Source organism: Streptococcus parasanguinis (assembly GCF_901875555.1).
Taxonomy (GTDB): Bacteria; Bacillota; Bacilli; order Lactobacillales; family Streptococcaceae; genus Streptococcus; species Streptococcus parasanguinis_H.
Window position 1 is genome coordinate 149131 of sequence record NZ_CABFMD010000022.1, and the last position, 17513, is coordinate 166643.

Here is a 17513-nt window from a genome sequence, read left to right on the forward strand (position 1 = left end):
CGAGTGAAATCAATGAAAGAGAGTCAAGCATGAGTATTTTAGAAGTGAAAAATTTGAGCCACGGTTTTGGGGATCGTGCGATTTTTGAGGATGTGTCCTTCCGTTTGTTAAAGGGAGAGCATATCGGTCTGGTCGGGGCCAATGGTGAAGGAAAATCGACCTTTATGAGCATCGTAACTGGTAAAATGCAACCAGACGAAGGAAAGGTCGAGTGGTCTAAGTATGTGACCGCTGGTTACCTAGACCAACACGCTGTCCTAAAAGAAGGACAAACGGTGCGCGATGTCTTGCGGACAGCTTTTGATGAGTTGTTCACAGCAGAAGCTCGGATCAATGACCTCTATATGGCCATGGCAGAAGACGGAGCTGATGTCGATGCTCTCATGGAAGAGGTAGGAGAACTCCAAGAGCGTCTAGAAAGTCGTGATTTTTATACCTTGGATGCCAAGATTGATGAAGTGGCGCGCGCTCTTGGGGTCATGGATTTTGGGATGGAGACGGATGTGACCTCCTTGTCAGGTGGGCAACGGACCAAGGTCCTCTTGGCCAAACTCTTACTAGAAAAACCTGATATCTTGCTACTAGACGAGCCGACCAACTACTTGGATGCAGAGCACATTGATTGGCTCAAGCGCTATTTGCAAAATTATGAAAATGCCTTTGTCCTCATTTCCCACGATATTCCTTTCTTGAACGATGTGATCAACATCGTCTACCATGTGGAAAATCAGCAGTTAACCCGCTATTCAGGAGACTATTACCAATTCCTTGAAGTCTATGAAATGAAGAAGTCGCAATTAGAAGCGGCTTATGAGCGTCAGCAAAAGGAGATTGCTGATTTGAAAGATTTCGTAGCCCGTAATAAGGCACGTGTGGCTACTCGGAATATGGCTATGTCTCGTCAGAAGAAGCTGGACAAGATGGAACTCATTGAACTGCAAAGTGAGAAACCAAAACCCTCCTTTGAATTCAAAAATGCCCGGACTCCAGGACGCTTTATCTTCCAGGCAAAGGAGCTCCAGATTGGGTATGACCGTCCTTTGACCAAGCCTTTGAACCTAACGTTTGAGCGCAATCAAAAAGTAGCCATCATTGGTGCCAACGGGATCGGGAAAACCACTCTCTTGAAGAGTCTTTTAGGAATCATCCAACCGATCGCTGGAGAAGTAGAACGTGGAGATTACCTAGAACTTGGCTATTTCGAGCAAGAGGTTGCAGGAGGCAATCGTCAGACACCGCTTGAAGCAGTATGGAATGCCTTTCCAGCTCTCAACCAAGCAGAGGTTCGTGCAGCCCTTGCCCGCTGTGGCTTGACCACCAAGCATATTGAGAGCCAAATCCAGGTCTTATCCGGTGGAGAGCAAGCCAAAGTACGTTTCTGTCTCTTGATGAACCGTGAAAACAATGTCTTGGTACTAGACGAGCCGACCAACCACTTGGATGTGGATGCTAAAGATGAATTGAAACGGGCCCTGAAAGAATACAAGGGATCGATCCTCATGGTTTGCCACGAGCCAGACTTCTATGAAGGCTGGATGGATCAAATCTGGGACTTTAATGAATTAACGTAAACACAAAAAGAGAAACTTGTCTCGCTTTTTAGAATGAAGAAATTTTGTTGTTTACATAAAGCGGCACAAGTAATTCAAAAAATCAAAATGATTCTATTTTTAAATTTAGTCGAGTAATGACCGAAACTTTCCGCCGTGAGAAAAGTGTCTGAAACCGATTTGTTTCAGGCACACGGAATTATTGAGACCTTAGGCTCAATAATTAGTCATGGAACTTCTTAGAAGTTCGCTGACGTCCGTACTCACCTAAGGAAAGTTTTTAAGAAGAATCTAAAAAGAGAACCGCGCGGTTCTCTTTTGTTATTTTTTGAAATTATAGTCTTTTAAGATCTCGATTTTTTCAATCTTGATATCTGTTTTTGGTTTGTCCTTATCATCGGTTTCAACAGCTGCGATTTTATCAACTACATCCATGCCATCGATCACTTGGCCAAAGACAGTGTAGTTGCCACCATCAAGGGTTGGATTTCCACCATTTTTATAAGCATCGATGATCTTAGCTGGGAAGCGGTCAGTCGGGAGCTTGCTAGAAATATCTTCCTTATTTTGGTTGATATAGAATTGACTACCGTTGGTATTTGGACCAGAATTGGCCATGGCAAGGGCTCCACGAAGATTGTAAAGGTATGGAGAATACTCATTCTCAAAACCAGTACCTGAATCTTTAGATTTGTCTTTGCCCTTCCAGATGGATTCGCCACCCGTACCGTCTCCTTTAGGGTCACCCGTTTGGATCATAAAGTTGTTAATGACACGATGGAAAAGTAAGCCATTGTAGTAACCTTCTTTTGCATGGGTCAAGAAGTTCTCAACTGCAAGTGGGGCATATTTAGGGAAGAGCTTCACAGTAATATCCCCTTCAGTTGTCGTGATTTTAACCTCTGCTTCGTCTTCAGCCACGTCAGTTGATAGTTGTGGGAAGACCGCATTTTCATTTGTCATGGCATCGTTAAAATCTTTGCGCAGTTGTTCTAATTTCTTTTGATCTTTTTCACTAGAGCTAGAAGTTGATGTCTGCTCGGTCTTTTCTTTGCTTGAGCTTGAAGAGCTAGCGTCTGTCTTATTGGACGAACAAGCTGTCAAAGCCAAGCCAGAAAATAATAGTAGGGCGATTAATTTTTTCATATTCTTCCTTTCCAACATCGTTGTCTTCCTCTATTGTACCTTAATTTTGCGATACTTTCAAATTTAGATGGAAATCTCTATTCACTAGAATTGGTTAAAGATTGACAACGCTTGATAAATCACTAATTAAGAAGGAAGTTGCATATAGGGATGAAATCGGGTATGATGGGAGATAAGTTGTTTAGTTTATGAAAGAAACGATTAGTTTTGTAGAGGAAAAGAATGAAAAAATGTTTAAAGAGTAAAATGGCAGGGATGCTATTAAGTTTGCTACTTATTTTAGGGTGTGTATTCGTATTGGTTCATCCTAAATCGAATCAGCACAAGAAAACTGAACCTGCTTCAAAATATGTAGAGTCAGGGAATATTAAGAATGTTTCATACTGGGGCGATCATAACGAGTATATTCTAGCTAAAGATTTTTATTTTGTAGGGAATCGTTATTTAGTCAGTTTTAATTATAATGAAAAACAAGATCAAAACAAGATACAGAAAGAGTACACTGGATTTCGATACTATGATATAAGCAGAGATATGGCAGAAACGAAAGTTGATTTCATAAAAAATATTCAAAAAGAATTTCCAAAGGCTTATTCAAAAAATTTTGATGTAATAAATAATAAAGGTCAAAGTCTTGTATGGTTGCGCTATAATGAGTCAAAGAATTCAGAAAAATCATATGAATTATTTTATGATATAGATCATCATAAATATATTGAACCCGAAAGTATAGATACAGAAGTGACAACTATTGACGCAATCCTTACTTCCTATACTAATTTAGGTGGTTTGGTAGTGAAAAATTCAGGGTATCGTATTGGGTCAAGAATAGAGCTTAATGGGTATAGAGATAAAAATATCGTAAATCTAAATATTTTTAAAGAACATCCTGAATTGAAAGAAAAACTTTCAAAGGAAGGTTATACTTTATACCCACGTCAAGACTCTATTTCTAATGCGGAGTATTTTGATCAACTACTTCACTGGTTTGCTCCTACTGGTCAAGATCGAATCTCTGGAGTAAAGATAGATGCTTACTACTCAAAAGATGGACAGGAGCATGAAATCCATTCTTATGAAGAGTTTAAACAATACTACAATGGAAAAGGTGGCGAATTACAGGATTGAATCTAGCCACATTGAAAACAGGAATAGAAAAGAGTGATGTGTATGAATTATTGTCAAATGCGCAAAAACTATAGACTCTATATTAGATCTGCTGGCTTGTTGGCAATGCTTCTCATTATTTGCATTGGCTTCGTGGTCAGAGATACTCTTCTTCAGACTACTGCCCTCTTTTTGGTTCTTGCTGCCTTATTTCTATTCATCCAATGGCTCAAGAAGAGTTATACCAACAAGTGCAGCACCTTGCTTCATGTAGACTTAGATTTAGCTTTTTGGCAGCAATACCTTCAGTTGAACAAGAATGTGAAAAAGCCCATTTTACAGATAGATATGAAGCTAACAACGGTCGCCTATTCTTTTATGATGGGAGATTTCGATGCTGTCATAAAGGAAGCTAGGGAGGCACTTAGTCAGAAGGAACTACCGCAGAAATATAAGAACTTTTTTGAGAGTTATCTAATGAGATCAATCGTCCTTACAGATCCTGATTTGACTAGAGAAGAACTGGAGGGTAGGTTGAATGAATTGACCATAACAGACCCAACATTGGCTGAGAAAACAAAAGAGGTCTGTCTCGCTCTTTATGATTTAACCATTGCGCACCAAAGCAATGATTATTTCGAAGGCTTAAGCAATGACTTCAAGTACCAACAGTTGGAAATGATCTACTACCAAGCCTTGAATGCTAATCTTAAAGGAGATACAGATAGAGCAAGTGAGCTCTTTCGCAAGTTAGTCTCAGAAGATGAATCGCTCTATATCGTTCGAAAGGCTAAACAATATTTGGAGGATGAAGAAAATCATCTGTAAATTCGATAATCGAAATAGGGATCAAGGGAGCTTGGGATGAACTAACAGGACTGTCTCGGTGGAAAAAAAGGATGTTAAAATGAAAAAATGGAAAATTGTAGCTTTGCTTCTAGTATCGATTCTATCTATCTCAATGATTGTCTATCAGAAAAGTATAGACCTTCAAAAGAATGAACATAAAATTAAATGGGAAAAGTATGATGCAGGATCGATTAAAGAATTACACTATCTAGATGAAGAGAAACGAATAATTTCCTTTCGAGGCTCTGAAGATTTCACTTCCCTTAATGGATGGGCATCAATTGGTGATCGTTATTTAGTTTTAGGAACACGGACTGCAAGTAATGAAGGAATAGACGAGGAACCCAAAAAAGGTTGGACTTGGCATGCGATTGTTTATGATTTAGATTATCTAGATAAGAAACCTGAAAAGGTTGATCTTTACCAAGTTGTTAAGAATTATGATAAAAACTTTTATTTGTTATTTCAAGGAAATATAGTGATTGAGGATGACAAGGAATATTTATTGTTGACACTCCAACAATATGAAAAAAAGAACAGAATCACCGTTAAAATGGACTTGGATTCCAATAAAATAGTGGGTGAAACGACAGAGAAATTACTCAAAAGCAATTATCCCAATAGTCATAACTTAACATCACTTGGAGACGCCATTTATAATAGCAATGTATATAACCGAAACGATTTCTTTATCTTCTCTTATCCGTATTGTGACTGTATCAACTTTGAAAAGGACTACCCTAAGTTTATTCAGTTAGGAAAGGCTAATAAAGAAGATAAAATGGTAGTAGCATTTCGGAAGAAAAAAATATCGGTAGAAGAATCCTATCAATTACTGAGACATTGGTTTGCGCCACTTGGTCAAGATAAATTAGAAGTGATTGAAACAGTTGAAAGTAATGATGGGGAGAAGCAAACCAAAGTATTGGAGACTTATCAAGAGTTTGCAGAATGGACTCATCTTGAAAGAGATTGGTAAGGAGCTATCTAGGCTTGTTTTTAAGAGAAAGACAAAAAAGGTGACCACTATTTCAGAGATATTAGAAAAATTTTACGCAGACCATGAGATGAAACCCTACATTTCGCCTGAGAGGGATTTGGAAGCTTGGCTGTTGGACACAAAGCCCGTTTCGAAGAGAAATATGGAGCTCCTGCACGATGTTCTGGTCGCTGGGGATATTATTCTCTTGTGGCGGATTAACTTTGGAACCTTTACGACAGAGACGTGGTTTCCTAAGTACTTCGAGTACACCTATGGGATTCATGCACCGGAACACTTGAAGGCTTTAGTAGATAAGGATTATGCCTATATTGAATCTGCTTTTGGTTCATTGGACCACATCAATGCGACCATGAAAAAAGCCATTCTCAAAAAGAAGGGAGTCGCTGGCTTGTCCAAGATGAAAGCGGCCGATTTGAACCAAGCTTTGGCTGATCACTTCACAGAAGAAGAGCTAGCCCAACAGTTCACGGTTCGGGGCTATCAGTTGATGGACAAAGGAAAACAAGCGTTGAAAGAACATCAAGCCATCATTGACCGCCACCCAAAGAAAAATCTATAAGTAACAGTGCCCACTCGGTGCTGTTTTTCTGCTTTCTGCTCTAGATTTTCGGAAATGATTTTACTAGGGAACTAGCTTGGAAATGTGGTATAATAAAGGTTATGGCAAACAATAATCAATCAAAAAAAACACGGTCGACAAGACGACTGTCCAAAGCAGAATTAGAAAGAAAAAAAGCAATTCATCGCATGATTGCGACCATTCTGATTAGTCTGGTCTTAATTTTTGCGGCCTTGAAATTGGGGGCAGTAGGGGTCTTAGCCTACAATTTGATCCGGCTATTTGTTGGGAGTTTGGCTTACTTGGCTATTTTAGCGACCTTTTTCTACCTCTATGCCTTTAAATGGCTGGATAAACACGAAGGGGTTATTTCGGGATTCCTAAGTTTCTTTGCTGGTGTTCTCCTGATGTTTCAGGCCTTCTTTGTATCCTCTCTTCATTTAGACAATAATGGGATCAAGGTCACTTTTTCAAGAATCATGGCAGACTTGATTCATCTGCGGGTGGAGAGTTTTGCCGGTGGTGGTATGATCGGTGCCCTTCTTTATGCTCCAATTTCCTTCCTCTTTTCAAATATTGGCTCTTATTTTATCGGTCTTCTCTTTATCGGATTGGGGATCCTCTTGATGAGCCCTTACTCCATCTATGATTTGTTTGAAAAGGGCTCCGAAGCTTTCCATGCTTCTATGGAAAAACGTAAAGAGCGTCGCGAACAGAAATTCCTAGAAAAAGAAGCAAGAGCTGCTGAGGAAGCTGCTGCAGCTGAAAGAGAGCAAGAAGAAGCAAGAGCTGTTCTTCCAACTCCCCTTTCTATGGAAGGGCACCCTGTAGATCCTGAAACGGGAGAGGTGTTGGCGGAAGAGCCGTTTACAGAGTCCTTCCCAGAAGCTGAGATTGTTGCACCAGCAACACCAGAAATCTACCTGCCAGATGAAGAATGGCCGGAAGAGCCTGAAGAATATGAAGAGCTTCCGGTAGCTGAAGAATTCGAAGACGATGGGGAGGAAGTTCAGGTGGACTTCACACCTAAGGAACTCCTTCAGTACAAACTCCCAACGATTGATCTCTTTGCGCCTGATAAGCCCAAAAATCAATCCAAAGAGAAAAACATCGTTCGTCAGAATATCCGCATTTTGGAAGAAACCTTTGCTAGCTTTAACATCAAGGCGACAGTGGAGCGGGCTGAGATCGGTCCTTCGGTTACCAAGTATGAAGTCAAGCCAGCTGTCGGTGTGCGGGTTAACCGCATCTCCAACCTTGCAGATGATTTGGCCCTAGCCTTGGCAGCCAAGGATGTGCGAATCGAAGCGCCGATTCCAGGGAAGTCTCTGGTCGGGATTGAAGTTCCCAACTCTGAGATTGCGACCGTTTCCTTCCGTGAGTTGTGGGAGCAGTCGAAGACAGACCCCGCTAAACTCCTTGAGATTCCACTTGGGAAGGCTGTAGATGGTTCAGCTCGGACCTTTGATTTGGCTCGGATGCCCCACCTCTTGGTAGCGGGTTCTACCGGATCTGGTAAGTCAGTAGCGGTTAATGGGATCATTTCGAGTATCTTGATGAAGGCCCGTCCGGACGAAGTCAAATTTATGATGGTCGATCCAAAGATGGTGGAGCTTTCTGTTTATAATGATATTCCTCATCTCTTGATTCCAGTGGTGACCAATCCACGCAAGGCTAGTCGGGCCCTGCAGAAGGTTGTCGATGAGATGGAAAATCGCTACGAGCTCTTCTCAAAAGTGGGCGCTCGCAACATTGCTGGCTTTAATGCCAAGGTTGCGGAGTACAATGCCCAGTCTGAGATGAAGCAAGTACCACTTCCATTGATTGTGGTCATTGTCGATGAGTTGGCAGACTTGATGATGGTCGCAAGTAAAGAAGTGGAAGATGCCATTATTCGTCTGGGACAGAAGGCGCGTGCGGCCGGGATCCATATGATCCTTGCGACCCAACGGCCATCGGTTGATGTTATTTCAGGTTTGATCAAGGCCAATGTGCCTTCTCGTGTCGCTTTTGCGGTATCATCCGGAACCGACTCACGGACCATCTTGGATGAAAATGGAGCAGAGAAATTGCTCGGTCGCGGAGACATGCTCTTTAAACCGATTGATGAAAACCACCCGATTCGTCTGCAAGGCTCCTTTATCTCAGATGATGATGTGGAGCGGATTGTCAACTTTGTCAAGGAGCAGGCAGAAGCCGATTATGATGATGCCTTTGATCCAGGCGAAGTATCCGAATCGGACTTTGATGGAGGCATGGGTGGCTCTGACGAAGGCGATCCTCTCTTTGAAGAGGCCAAGGCGCTCGTGGTTGAAACTCAAAAAGCCAGTGCGTCGATGATTCAGCGTCGCTTGTCAGTTGGCTTTAACCGAGCGACTCGCCTCATGGAAGAGTTGGAAGCAGCCGGTGTGATCGGTCCTGCTGAAGGAACCAAACCTCGGAAAGTACTGCAACAATCAGTCTAGGGGGAAGAGGGCACTTGCCCCACTCCCTTTTCTTTTTATAGAAAATAGAAAGTAGGACCAGATGAAGTTAGACATGATTCATCATATTGCCATCATTGGACGGGATCGCGATGCCATGTTGCATTTCTATGTGGACCAGTTGGGCTTTGCGATTGTCAGTGAATATGACCGTCCTGAACGCGGAGATATCTTGATCAATCTCCGTCAGGGGCAATTGACTTTAGAACTTTTTATCAAACCAACGGCTCCAGAACGACCTAAGATCCCCTTGCCAGAGCATGCGGGGCTTCGTCATCTGGCCTTTAAAGTGGAGGATGTGGAGGCGTATCTAGCTAGATTGGATCAGCTAGGTATTGCAAACACAGGCCTTCGCTACGATGACTTTGATGGCAAGAAAATGGCATTTTTCTTCGATCCAGAAGGACTGCCCTTGGAAATACATGAGTGAGGAAAGCAATGAATAAATTAGAAGGACTCAGTCAGGAAGAAGTAGCAAAAAAGATCCAAGAGGGCAAGCAAAATAAGGTCACAATCAAGACAGAAAAAAGCCTAGGACAGATCATTCGAGACAATGTCTTTACCTACTTTAATCTGATATTTTTGATTTTGGCTATTTTGCTGGTAGCAGTGAAGTCTTGGAACAATCTCTTGTTTGTCCCGATTGTCGTGGTCAACTCCTTGGTAGGAATTGTACAAGAAGTTCGCTCTAGACGGATCTTGCGTCAGATGCAATTTCTGCATATGAGTGAGGCGGTTGCTATTCGCGAGGGCAAAGAAATTGCCCTCCCTATCGATCAGCTGGTGGAGGGCGATCTGGTTCGTTTTCAAGCTGGAGACCAAATCTATGCGGATGGGGTCTTATTGGAGGGCGACTTAAAAGTCGATGAATCGCAATTGACCGGTGAAGCGGATGAGGTCAAAAAAGGAGCGAAAGATGCGCTCATGTCAGGTAGTTTTGTGATTGCTGGTCAAGGACTGGCACGATTGGAAAAAGTGGGGAATGACTCCTACATCAACCAATTGAGCTTGGAAGCCAAGCAGGTCAAGTCCCATGAGGAGTCTGATATGGTTCATGCGGTTAACCGCATCGTAGGGATCATTGGTCTCCTGATCATTCCGCTAGGTTCCCTCCTTTTTCTTCGTAGCTATATCAGCCTAGGTGACAGCCTTAAGCTCAGTGTGACTTCAACAGTCGGAGCCTTGATCGGGATGATTCCAGAAGGTTTGTACCTCTTGATGACCTTGGCGCTGGCTCTGGGTGCTGTCAGATTGGCCAAGGAAAAGGTTCTACTCAATAGCATGAAGGGGATTGAGACCTTATCGCGTGTGGATGTCCTTTGTGTTGATAAGACAGGGACCATTACAGAGCCTGGTATGGAAGTGACAGAGATTCGTCCAGTTAAAGACGCTCAAGACATGGAAGCTCTAGCTCAGTATGTCAAGGCTAGTATGGATCAAAACGATACCATGGATGCGATCCGAAAATTTCACAAGACGCCTGTCAGCCAGCCTTGGAAGGCTTTTGACGTTCAGCCCTTTACGTCCAAGAAAAAGTATGGGGCGATTGCCTTTGAATCTGGGATCTATGTATTAGGCGCACCAGAATTTGTTTTACGAGAGTGCTTCTCTGAGCTTGAAAAAGAGATCACCCCAGCTACGCAGGCAGGTAATCGGGTCTTGGCCTTTGGAAAGTATAGGGGAGAAGACCTTGGAGAGACGTTAGAGGCTCCTGTAGATTTGATAGCCTGGATCATTCTCTCCAATCCTTTAAGAAAAAATGCCAAAGAAACCTTCGCCTACTTTAAAGAACAAGGTGTAACCATTAAGGTCATTTCAGGGGACAACCCTGCTACCGTCTCAGCTATTGCACAAAAAGCAGGCATTGAAGGAGCAGAATATCTGATTGATGCCAGAACCTTACGGACGGAAGAAGACTTGCACCAAGCGGCGAGCCAGTATACGGTCTTTGGTCGGGTGACACCAGAGCAAAAGAAAAGCCTTGTAGAAGGCTTGCAGGCAAAAGGACACAAGGTCGCTATGACCGGAGATGGTGTCAACGATATTTTAGCCTTAAAAACAGCGGATTGTAGTATTGCGATGGAATCTGGAAATGATGCGACCAAAAAGATGGCACAAGTGGTCTTACTGGATTCTGACTTTGGGAAGATGCCGTCTATCGTGGCAGAAGGTCGGCGGGTGGTCAATAACATTCAACGATCAGCTAGTCTCTTTTTGATCAAGAATATCTTCTCCATTTTGTTGGCCATCTCAGTGACGCTCTTAGCCTTTACCTATCCCATCATGCCCTCGCAGATGTCCTTGATCAGTGGCTTTACGATTGGGATTCCAGGATTCTTCTTGGCGCTTGAGCCTAACAGTGAGCGCATCAAGGGACGCTTTATCGAAACGGTCTTTAAACATGCCTTGCCTGCAGCCTTGACGGATTTTATACTGATCTTTAGTCTGGTTTTATTCTCTTCAGCATTTGGTATGAAATCGGAAGAGCTCTCGAGTGCAGCCATCTGCTTGATGGCCTTCGTCGGTTTTGCCATCATCTATCAAGAATCTCAGCCTCTCAATCACTACAAGAGACTGGTTCTTCTAGGAAATATCCTGGCTTTTATGGTATCAAGTAGTATCCTAGGAAAATTCTTTAACATGAGCCCCTTGAGGCTTCAAACGCTGCTTATCTGCGCCATCATGGCAGTTCTTGCTCTCGTCTTGATTCAGGTCTTCAAGAAGTTAGTAGGCTGGTTTTTTCATCGGAAGAAATAAAAGAAAAGAGCAAAACAGATAAAATAGTTTCGATTGGATGACGATATTTTTACTGTTCAGTTAGTTCTAGAAAATAGGCATCCCATTCTTGTGCTTCGGCTTTTGAAAGTAACAATGAAACCGAATGGATAACATTATCATGGAGAGATCTCCCTTGCTTTGGATCTTCCCAAATACTTTGATAGATGGCCTTTAATTCTAGTAAGTATAATTTTTGAAATGCAAAATAGTTAGGGAAATGTTTTTCGAATAGAAGTGTTAGCAGTTGTTTGCTAGCACTTTTTTCTTTTCTACTGATTAAGACAGATACCAAATTTAAAATCGTATCGATTTTGATTCGATCTAGATTGTTCTTAAGTTTGTCCGGTGTATTTTCCAAAATTGTATCCGTAAAGAGAACAATAGCCTCAGTTGTGAAATAGGAGACCACACTTCCCATTAACCCAATGTCAAGATTGGTCCAATAATCTAATGAAAAAAAGTAATCCGTCAGTTCATTTATTGCCTGCTGTGAAACGGTTTTGTGCTGTTTTTCTGCAATGATAATCTCTAAAACGAGGGAGAGGATGTGGTAAATGTATTGATGCTTTGAGATCGCTAATTCTTGCAAATCATTTTTTATTTGAAGAAGTGATGGCCAATCCGAGTTTTCCATTGCTTCATCCATTCGTTTTTTCAAGGTTAAAAACTCAGCACTATGGAAATCACTCCAATCAAAGATCTCATTAATCTCCACAATCATGTACCCCAATAATTGAAGCAATATATCATTGGATAGATTGGTTTTCCCATTTTCAAAATCAGAAATACTCGAAGCAGAACCAGCGATATTCCCAAGTTCTCTTAAGGAGATTTTTCTTTGTTTTCGAATCAATTTAAATTTTTCTCTAATGTCCATTTGTTCGGATTTCCGTAATTTTTTATATACTATTTTTTTATATTATATACTATATCTATAAAAAGGGAAAGGAGAAAAATAAGATGCAAGTCATTCTAAAAAGTTTATCTAAATGGAAATTGATGTTGTATGTTCTATTTGCTGTTTTGTACTCACTTCAAGGGCTTTTGTTATCGTTTATTATTCAGTTTGCAGGTGAAATTAATCCGCGAGATAAGGGAGCCTTACTTGTCTTTGGTATAGGAGGAATTGCTCTATTTGTATTGATCTATGCATGTATGTATATCGATAATCTTCTAGTTCGATCGATCATCAAAGAATTCAACATATTGATCTCGGAGAAAACTTTAACCTACTTTCATCTAAAAAAATTAGAGTATACAGAGGCAGAGTTAAACTCATTTTTAACACAGGATATTCCGATGTTTTGGCAAGAATTTTTGACTCCTATGCTCATTTATCCAGTATTTGGCTTATCCATTCTAGCATCTATAGTCTATCTCATCATGCAGAACTTTTTTATTGGTTGTCTCTTTACAATAGGTGGTTTCTTGATGATCATTCCTCAGTTTGTATTTAACAAACTCCTACAAAAACGTGGGGAAGAGCTAAGTAAGGCAAGAAAGAAAAGTTTATCAAGTATCACCGATTTCAGCAAAGGAATTCAAACCATCCAAAGCAATCAAGCCGGAACTGAATTTTCTCAACATGTTCTGAAAGAAATTAGTGAAACGGAGCATCAACAATATACCTACTATACAACACACAATTTAGTCATGTTTTGGACGGGTCCCTTAAAAGGATTAGGACTGATTGCCCCCTTGTTAACAGGTTTGTTGCTTCTTCCTTCTACGACCCTGTCTCTGACAACCCTCATCGCCATGATGACGGCTTCTATGAATCTAATCTCCCCTTTGCAACAATTATTAGAAATGACCTCTAATTTGCAAGGATCAATGGTTGTCAAAAAGAAAGTTGTGTCGATTTTGAAAATGCCTGAAGTGGATGAGACGACAACCATTTTAGAACCTTTTGCAGAAAAGCTCAGTATTCAGATCGATGATTTAACAAAGACATTTGGAGATCATTTGATCTTTAGAAATACAAACCTGACGATTGCTGCTTGTCAGAAAGTACTTCTCACAGGTACCAGTGGTAGTGGTAAAACTTCTATGTTTCACTTATTATGTGGAGAAGATAAGGAATATAGTGGAAGTATTGAGTTGATAGATAGAAAAGGAAAATCTTGCTATCCTTCTTACGACAGGGTCAATCTCATTCATCAAAAACCTTATCTATTTAAGGGGACTGTAAAAGAAAATTTGACCCTGTTTCAGGAGTTTTCAGATGACCAACTTCAAAAAGCTTTAGAATCTGTTCATCTTTGGGACGAATTAGCTGGTGATTTAGAGTATCAAGTAGATCCACAGAATTTATCTGGAGGACAAATGATGAAACTAGAAATTGCAAGGTGTATTCTCCGACCAAAACCCATTTTATTAGCCGATGAGGTGACAGCAGCATTGGATCAAACAAATGCAAGAGAGATTCGAAAAATATTGGCTCAACAAAAGTGTACCTTGATAGAAATAGCTCATAAATACCAGAAAGAAGATTACGATTCTATTTATCAGATTGTCGATCATAAAATTGTAAAAATGAATCATTAACAATGGTAAAGACTTACTAGTTCATTCAAATCGTCGTAGTTGGTTAAAAAAAGATACCACCTTGAAATGAAACAAGATGGTATTTTTTCAGTATTAGATAAACAAACTAGCAGTTAGGATCAGATAGAGCAAGAAGGTAACCAAAAATCCAGCGCGCCAGAAGTATTTGATAAATTTAGGGTAGTAAAAACTCTTTTTCTTTTTTAAGAAATAAATCGTTAGCCCCAAGGCTAAAAGCGAAAGGCTTAAAGCTAGCAGTGGTAAGAGGCTGTGATAAAAGGCGCTGTCTGAGATCAGGTAGTACTCTAAGGCAAATAAAGGAAAGGCAATATCGGTCGATCGCCATCCTCTTTTTTGAAGCTTAAAAAGGTGGACAATGATACCGCTCAGAATCAACGTTAAAAAAATAAATAATACAGAAGCAACTTTGATTAACATAGCTTCATTCTATCATAAAACGGAAAAAAAGTTTACTATATTTTGATTTTTTCTTGCAAAAAATAAGAAATCGTGTATAATAGAAAGGTATGCACAAAGCATACTTGTGGGAGGTAAAAATCTGTAATTACCGCCAAAACCACAAAGGAGGATTTAAGAAATGGCTAAAAAAGTCGAAAAACTTGTAAAATTGCAAATCCCTGCTGGTAAAGCTACTCCAGCTCCACCGGTTGGTCCAGCGCTTGGTCAAGCAGGTATCAACATCATGGGATTCACTAAAGAGTTTAACGCTCGTACAGCTGATCAAGCTGGTATGATCATCCCAGTTGTCATCACTGTTTATGAAGACAAATCATTCGATTTCGTTACAAAAACACCACCAGCTGCTGTTCTTTTGAAAAAAGCTGCAGGTGTTGAAAAAGGTTCAGGTACACCGAACAAAACGAAAGTTGCAACTGTAACTCGTGCACAAGTACAACAAATCGCTGAAACTAAGATGCCAGATTTGAACGCTGCAAACATTGAGTCTGCAATGCGTATGATCGAAGGTACTGCTCGTTCTATGGGATTCACTGTTACTGACTAATTGTAACAATCCTATTTGCCCGCAATACACTTGATCAAATGACGAGTGACGTGGGAGATGAAAATCGATATGACCACATTACAAGGAGAAAGATAAAATGGCTAAAAAAAGCAAACAACTTCGTGCTGCTCTTGAAAAAATCGACAGCACAAAAGTCTACAGCGTAGAAGAAGCTGTAGCTCTTGCAAAAGAAACTAACTTTGCAAAATTTGACGCAACTGTAGAAGTTGCTTACAACTTGAACATCGACGTGAAAAAAGCTGACCAACAAATCCGTGGTGCAATGGTATTGCCAAACGGAACTGGTAAAACTGCTCGCGTTCTTGTATTTGCACGTGGTGCAAAAGCTGAAGAAGCAAAAGCTGCTGGCGCAGACTTCGTAGGTGAAGATGACCTTGTTGCGAAAATCAACGATGGTTGGTTGGACTTCGACGTAGTTATCGCTACACCTGACATGATGGCTCTTGTTGGACGTCTTGGACGTGTCCTTGGACCTCGTAACTTGATGCCAAACCCTAAAACTGGTACAGTAACTATGGATGTTGCGAAAGCAGTTGAAGAGTCTAAAGGTGGTAAAATCACTTACCGTGCGGATAAAGCAGGTATCGTTCAAGCCATCATCGGTAAAGTTTCATTCGATGATACTAAATTGGTTGAAAACTTTAAAGCTTTCAACGATGTTATCCAAAAAGCAAAACCAGCTACAGCTAAAGGTACTTACGTAACTAGCTTGACTTTGACAACAACTCAAGGTCCTGGTATCAAAGTGGATGTTAACTCACTTTAATGTAAATGAAAAGCTACCTTCGGGTAGCTTTTTTTATCCAAAAAGTTTTAATAAAACGAGTAGAAAACGCTTACAAAACAAAAGTAAAATGTTATACTAGATCTATCAAAAAATAAGGAGATCTATTATGAAGAAAGATCACAACCAATTGAATTGGCTCATGGTCTCACTCATTGCTTTTAATATGGTGTGGGGATTGGGTAATGTCGTGAATAACTATTCGACCCAAGGTATTTCTGTTATTGTTTCTTGGATCTTGATTTTGGCTATCTATTTCATCCCCTATGCCTTGATTGTTGGTCAACTGGGTTCAACCTTTAAAGAAAGTGGAGGTGGTGTCAGCGAGTGGGTTGAAAAGACCTCTACAAAACGTCTTGCCTATTTTGCGGCCTGGACCTACTGGGTTGTACACATTCCCTATTTAGCCCAAAAACCTCAACGAATTTTGATTTCTCTCGGTTGGGTTCTTCAAGGAAATGACAAATTTGTGAGTGGCTTAAGCATCCAATGGGTGGTCATCCTCTGCTTGATCATTTTTGGAATGTTCCTCTACCTCTCTACCAAAGGCTTGACGACCTTGAAAGTCATCGGTAGTTTGGCTGGTAGTGCCATGCTGATCATGTCCTTCCTTTTTGTCCTTTTAGCAGTTGGAGTTCCTTTCCTCAATCCGGGTATAAAGTTTGCAACCCAACATATGGATCAGGTGAGTACCTATATTCCAAATTTTGACTTTTCATATTTCACGACCATTTCTCTTTTAGTCTTTGCAGTAGGTGGGGCTGAGAAGATCTCGCCTTATGTCAATCAAACCCGTAATCCTGCGCGTGAATTTCCGAAAGGAATGATTGTCATGGCGATCATGGTTGGACTTTCTGCCATCCTTGGTTCCTTGGCTATGGGGATGCTTTTTGACAGTGGACATATTCCAGAAGATTTGATGCGAAATGGTGCCTTCCAAGCTTTCCAAATTCTTGGAAAACACTGGGGAGTTGGCAATGTCTTGGTAGTTATCTATGCCTTGACGGACATGATTGGACAAATTGCAGCCCTAGCCTTTTCAATCGATGCTCCTCTTCAAATCTTGCTCCATAATGCAGATGAAGAATATATTCCTTCTTGGCTTCGTAAACGCAGCAAGAAAGGCATCTTGACAAATGGTTACCTCTTGACAGGGATTTTGGTCAGTCTTCTCATCGTTGTTCCCCTCTTTGGGATTCAAGAAATCGATGGTTTGGTAAAATGGATGACCAACCTGAACTCTGTTGTGATGCCAATGCGGTATCTCTGGGTATTCTTTGCCTATATCATGCTCAATCGTGCTTGGAAGAAGTACAAAGATGCAGAATACAAGATGACCAAGAGTCCAAAACTTGGCTTTATCATTGGGGCTTGGTGCTTCCTGTTTACGGCCTTTGCCTGTATTTTAGGGATGGTGCCAAAAGTGGACTTTAAGGTAGACCCAGTCGCTTGGCAATTCTCACTATTGACCAATATCTTGACTCCGCTTGTCTTGATTGCATTAGGCATTATCTTACCATGGATTGCCCGTTGCGAAAAGAAAAAAGTATAATTGAAAATCTCAGTCTTCGGACTGGGTTTTTCACTTGTCAAAGGGCTTTGGAAAAATGAAAAATTTTGATGGATATGACTATATAAAAAGCGTAATTTATGGTAAAATAA

General features: G+C 40.9%; 14 protein-coding genes and 1 pseudogene. 12 read left to right on the plus strand and 3 right to left on the minus strand.

What is annotated here, in order from left to right; translation table 11 throughout:
• The first annotated feature begins 29 nt into the window (after positions 1-29).
• Positions 30-1571 carry an ABC-F family ATP-binding cassette domain-containing protein gene (locus tag JX304_RS05725; RefSeq protein ID WP_205011648.1) on the plus strand — a complete coding sequence of 514 codons (1542 nt, stop codon included), beginning with the start codon at positions 30-32 and terminating at the stop codon, positions 1569-1571.
• A 300-nt stretch (positions 1572-1871) separates the two neighbouring features.
• Here the strand turns inward: JX304_RS05725 and JX304_RS05730 are convergent, their stop codons facing one another.
• Entirely contained in the window at positions 1872-2696 is an 825-nt protein-coding gene (locus JX304_RS05730; RefSeq protein WP_205011649.1) for a peptidylprolyl isomerase, read from the minus strand.
• A gap of 222 nt (positions 2697-2918) precedes the next feature.
• Here JX304_RS05730 and JX304_RS05735 point away from each other — a divergent pair, with 222 nt between their 5' ends.
• From JX304_RS05735 to JX304_RS05765, 7 genes and pseudogenes are all read left to right on the plus strand, one after another.
• A complete protein-coding gene (locus JX304_RS05735; RefSeq protein WP_205011650.1) occupies positions 2919-3824 on the plus strand; it encodes a hypothetical protein in 906 nt (301 codons plus the stop codon).
• Between the two features lie 42 nt (positions 3825-3866).
• Complete coding sequence (locus JX304_RS05740) at positions 3867-4631, plus strand: hypothetical protein (protein ID WP_205011651.1); 765 nt, start codon at positions 3867-3869, stop codon at positions 4629-4631.
• Positions 4632-4710: 79 nt separating this feature from the next.
• A complete protein-coding gene (locus JX304_RS05745) occupies positions 4711-5631 on the plus strand; it encodes a hypothetical protein (RefSeq protein ID WP_205011652.1) in 921 nt (306 codons plus the stop codon).
• An 88-nt stretch (positions 5632-5719) separates the two neighbouring features.
• Positions 5720-6214, plus strand: a complete 495-nt coding sequence (locus JX304_RS05750; protein ID WP_205011653.1) for a hypothetical protein — start codon at positions 5720-5722, stop codon at positions 6212-6214.
• A gap of 1007 nt (positions 6215-7221) precedes the next feature.
• Positions 7222-8679 (plus strand): annotated as a pseudogene (locus JX304_RS10960) (DNA translocase FtsK); the annotation flags it as partial.
• Positions 8680-8740: 61 nt separating this feature from the next.
• Entirely contained in the window at positions 8741-9127 is a 387-nt protein-coding gene (gloA2, locus tag JX304_RS05760) for an SMU1112c/YaeR family gloxylase I-like metalloprotein (protein ID WP_200772597.1), read from the plus strand.
• An 8-nt stretch (positions 9128-9135) separates the two neighbouring features.
• On the plus strand, positions 9136-11454 hold the full coding sequence (locus JX304_RS05765; protein WP_205011655.1) for an HAD-IC family P-type ATPase: 2319 nt from the start codon (positions 9136-9138) through the stop codon (positions 11452-11454).
• Between the two features lie 49 nt (positions 11455-11503).
• Here the strand turns inward: JX304_RS05765 and JX304_RS05770 are convergent, their stop codons facing one another.
• Positions 11504-12352, minus strand: coding sequence for a helix-turn-helix domain-containing protein (locus tag JX304_RS05770; protein ID WP_205011656.1), 849 nt, complete (start codon positions 12350-12352; stop codon positions 11504-11506).
• An 83-nt stretch (positions 12353-12435) separates the two neighbouring features.
• Between JX304_RS05770 and JX304_RS05775 the strand changes: the two genes are divergently transcribed.
• On the plus strand, positions 12436-14022 hold the full coding sequence (locus JX304_RS05775) for an ATP-binding cassette domain-containing protein (RefSeq protein WP_205011657.1): 1587 nt from the start codon (positions 12436-12438) through the stop codon (positions 14020-14022).
• A 93-nt stretch (positions 14023-14115) separates the two neighbouring features.
• Here JX304_RS05775 and JX304_RS05780 read toward each other — a convergent pair whose 3' ends face one another.
• Positions 14116-14460, minus strand: a complete 345-nt coding sequence (locus tag JX304_RS05780) for a DUF3397 family protein (protein ID WP_013903943.1) — start codon at positions 14458-14460, stop codon at positions 14116-14118.
• Between the two features lie 160 nt (positions 14461-14620).
• On the opposite strand from JX304_RS05780, the gene rplK reads away from it, so the two are divergent.
• The 3 genes from rplK (at position 14621) to JX304_RS05795 (ending at position 17403) form a co-directional block, all read left to right on the plus strand.
• Positions 14621-15046, plus strand: coding sequence for a 50S ribosomal protein L11 (rplK, locus tag JX304_RS05785; protein ID WP_003005369.1), 426 nt, complete (start codon positions 14621-14623; stop codon positions 15044-15046).
• Positions 15047-15143: 97 nt separating this feature from the next.
• Positions 15144-15833: a 50S ribosomal protein L1 gene (rplA, locus tag JX304_RS05790; RefSeq protein ID WP_187540372.1), complete on the plus strand. Its 690-nt coding sequence runs from the start codon at positions 15144-15146 to the stop codon at positions 15831-15833.
• A gap of 127 nt (positions 15834-15960) precedes the next feature.
• Positions 15961-17403: an APC family permease gene (locus JX304_RS05795; RefSeq protein ID WP_205011658.1), complete on the plus strand. Its 1443-nt coding sequence runs from the start codon at positions 15961-15963 to the stop codon at positions 17401-17403.
• Positions 17404-17513: the final 110 nt, after the last annotated feature.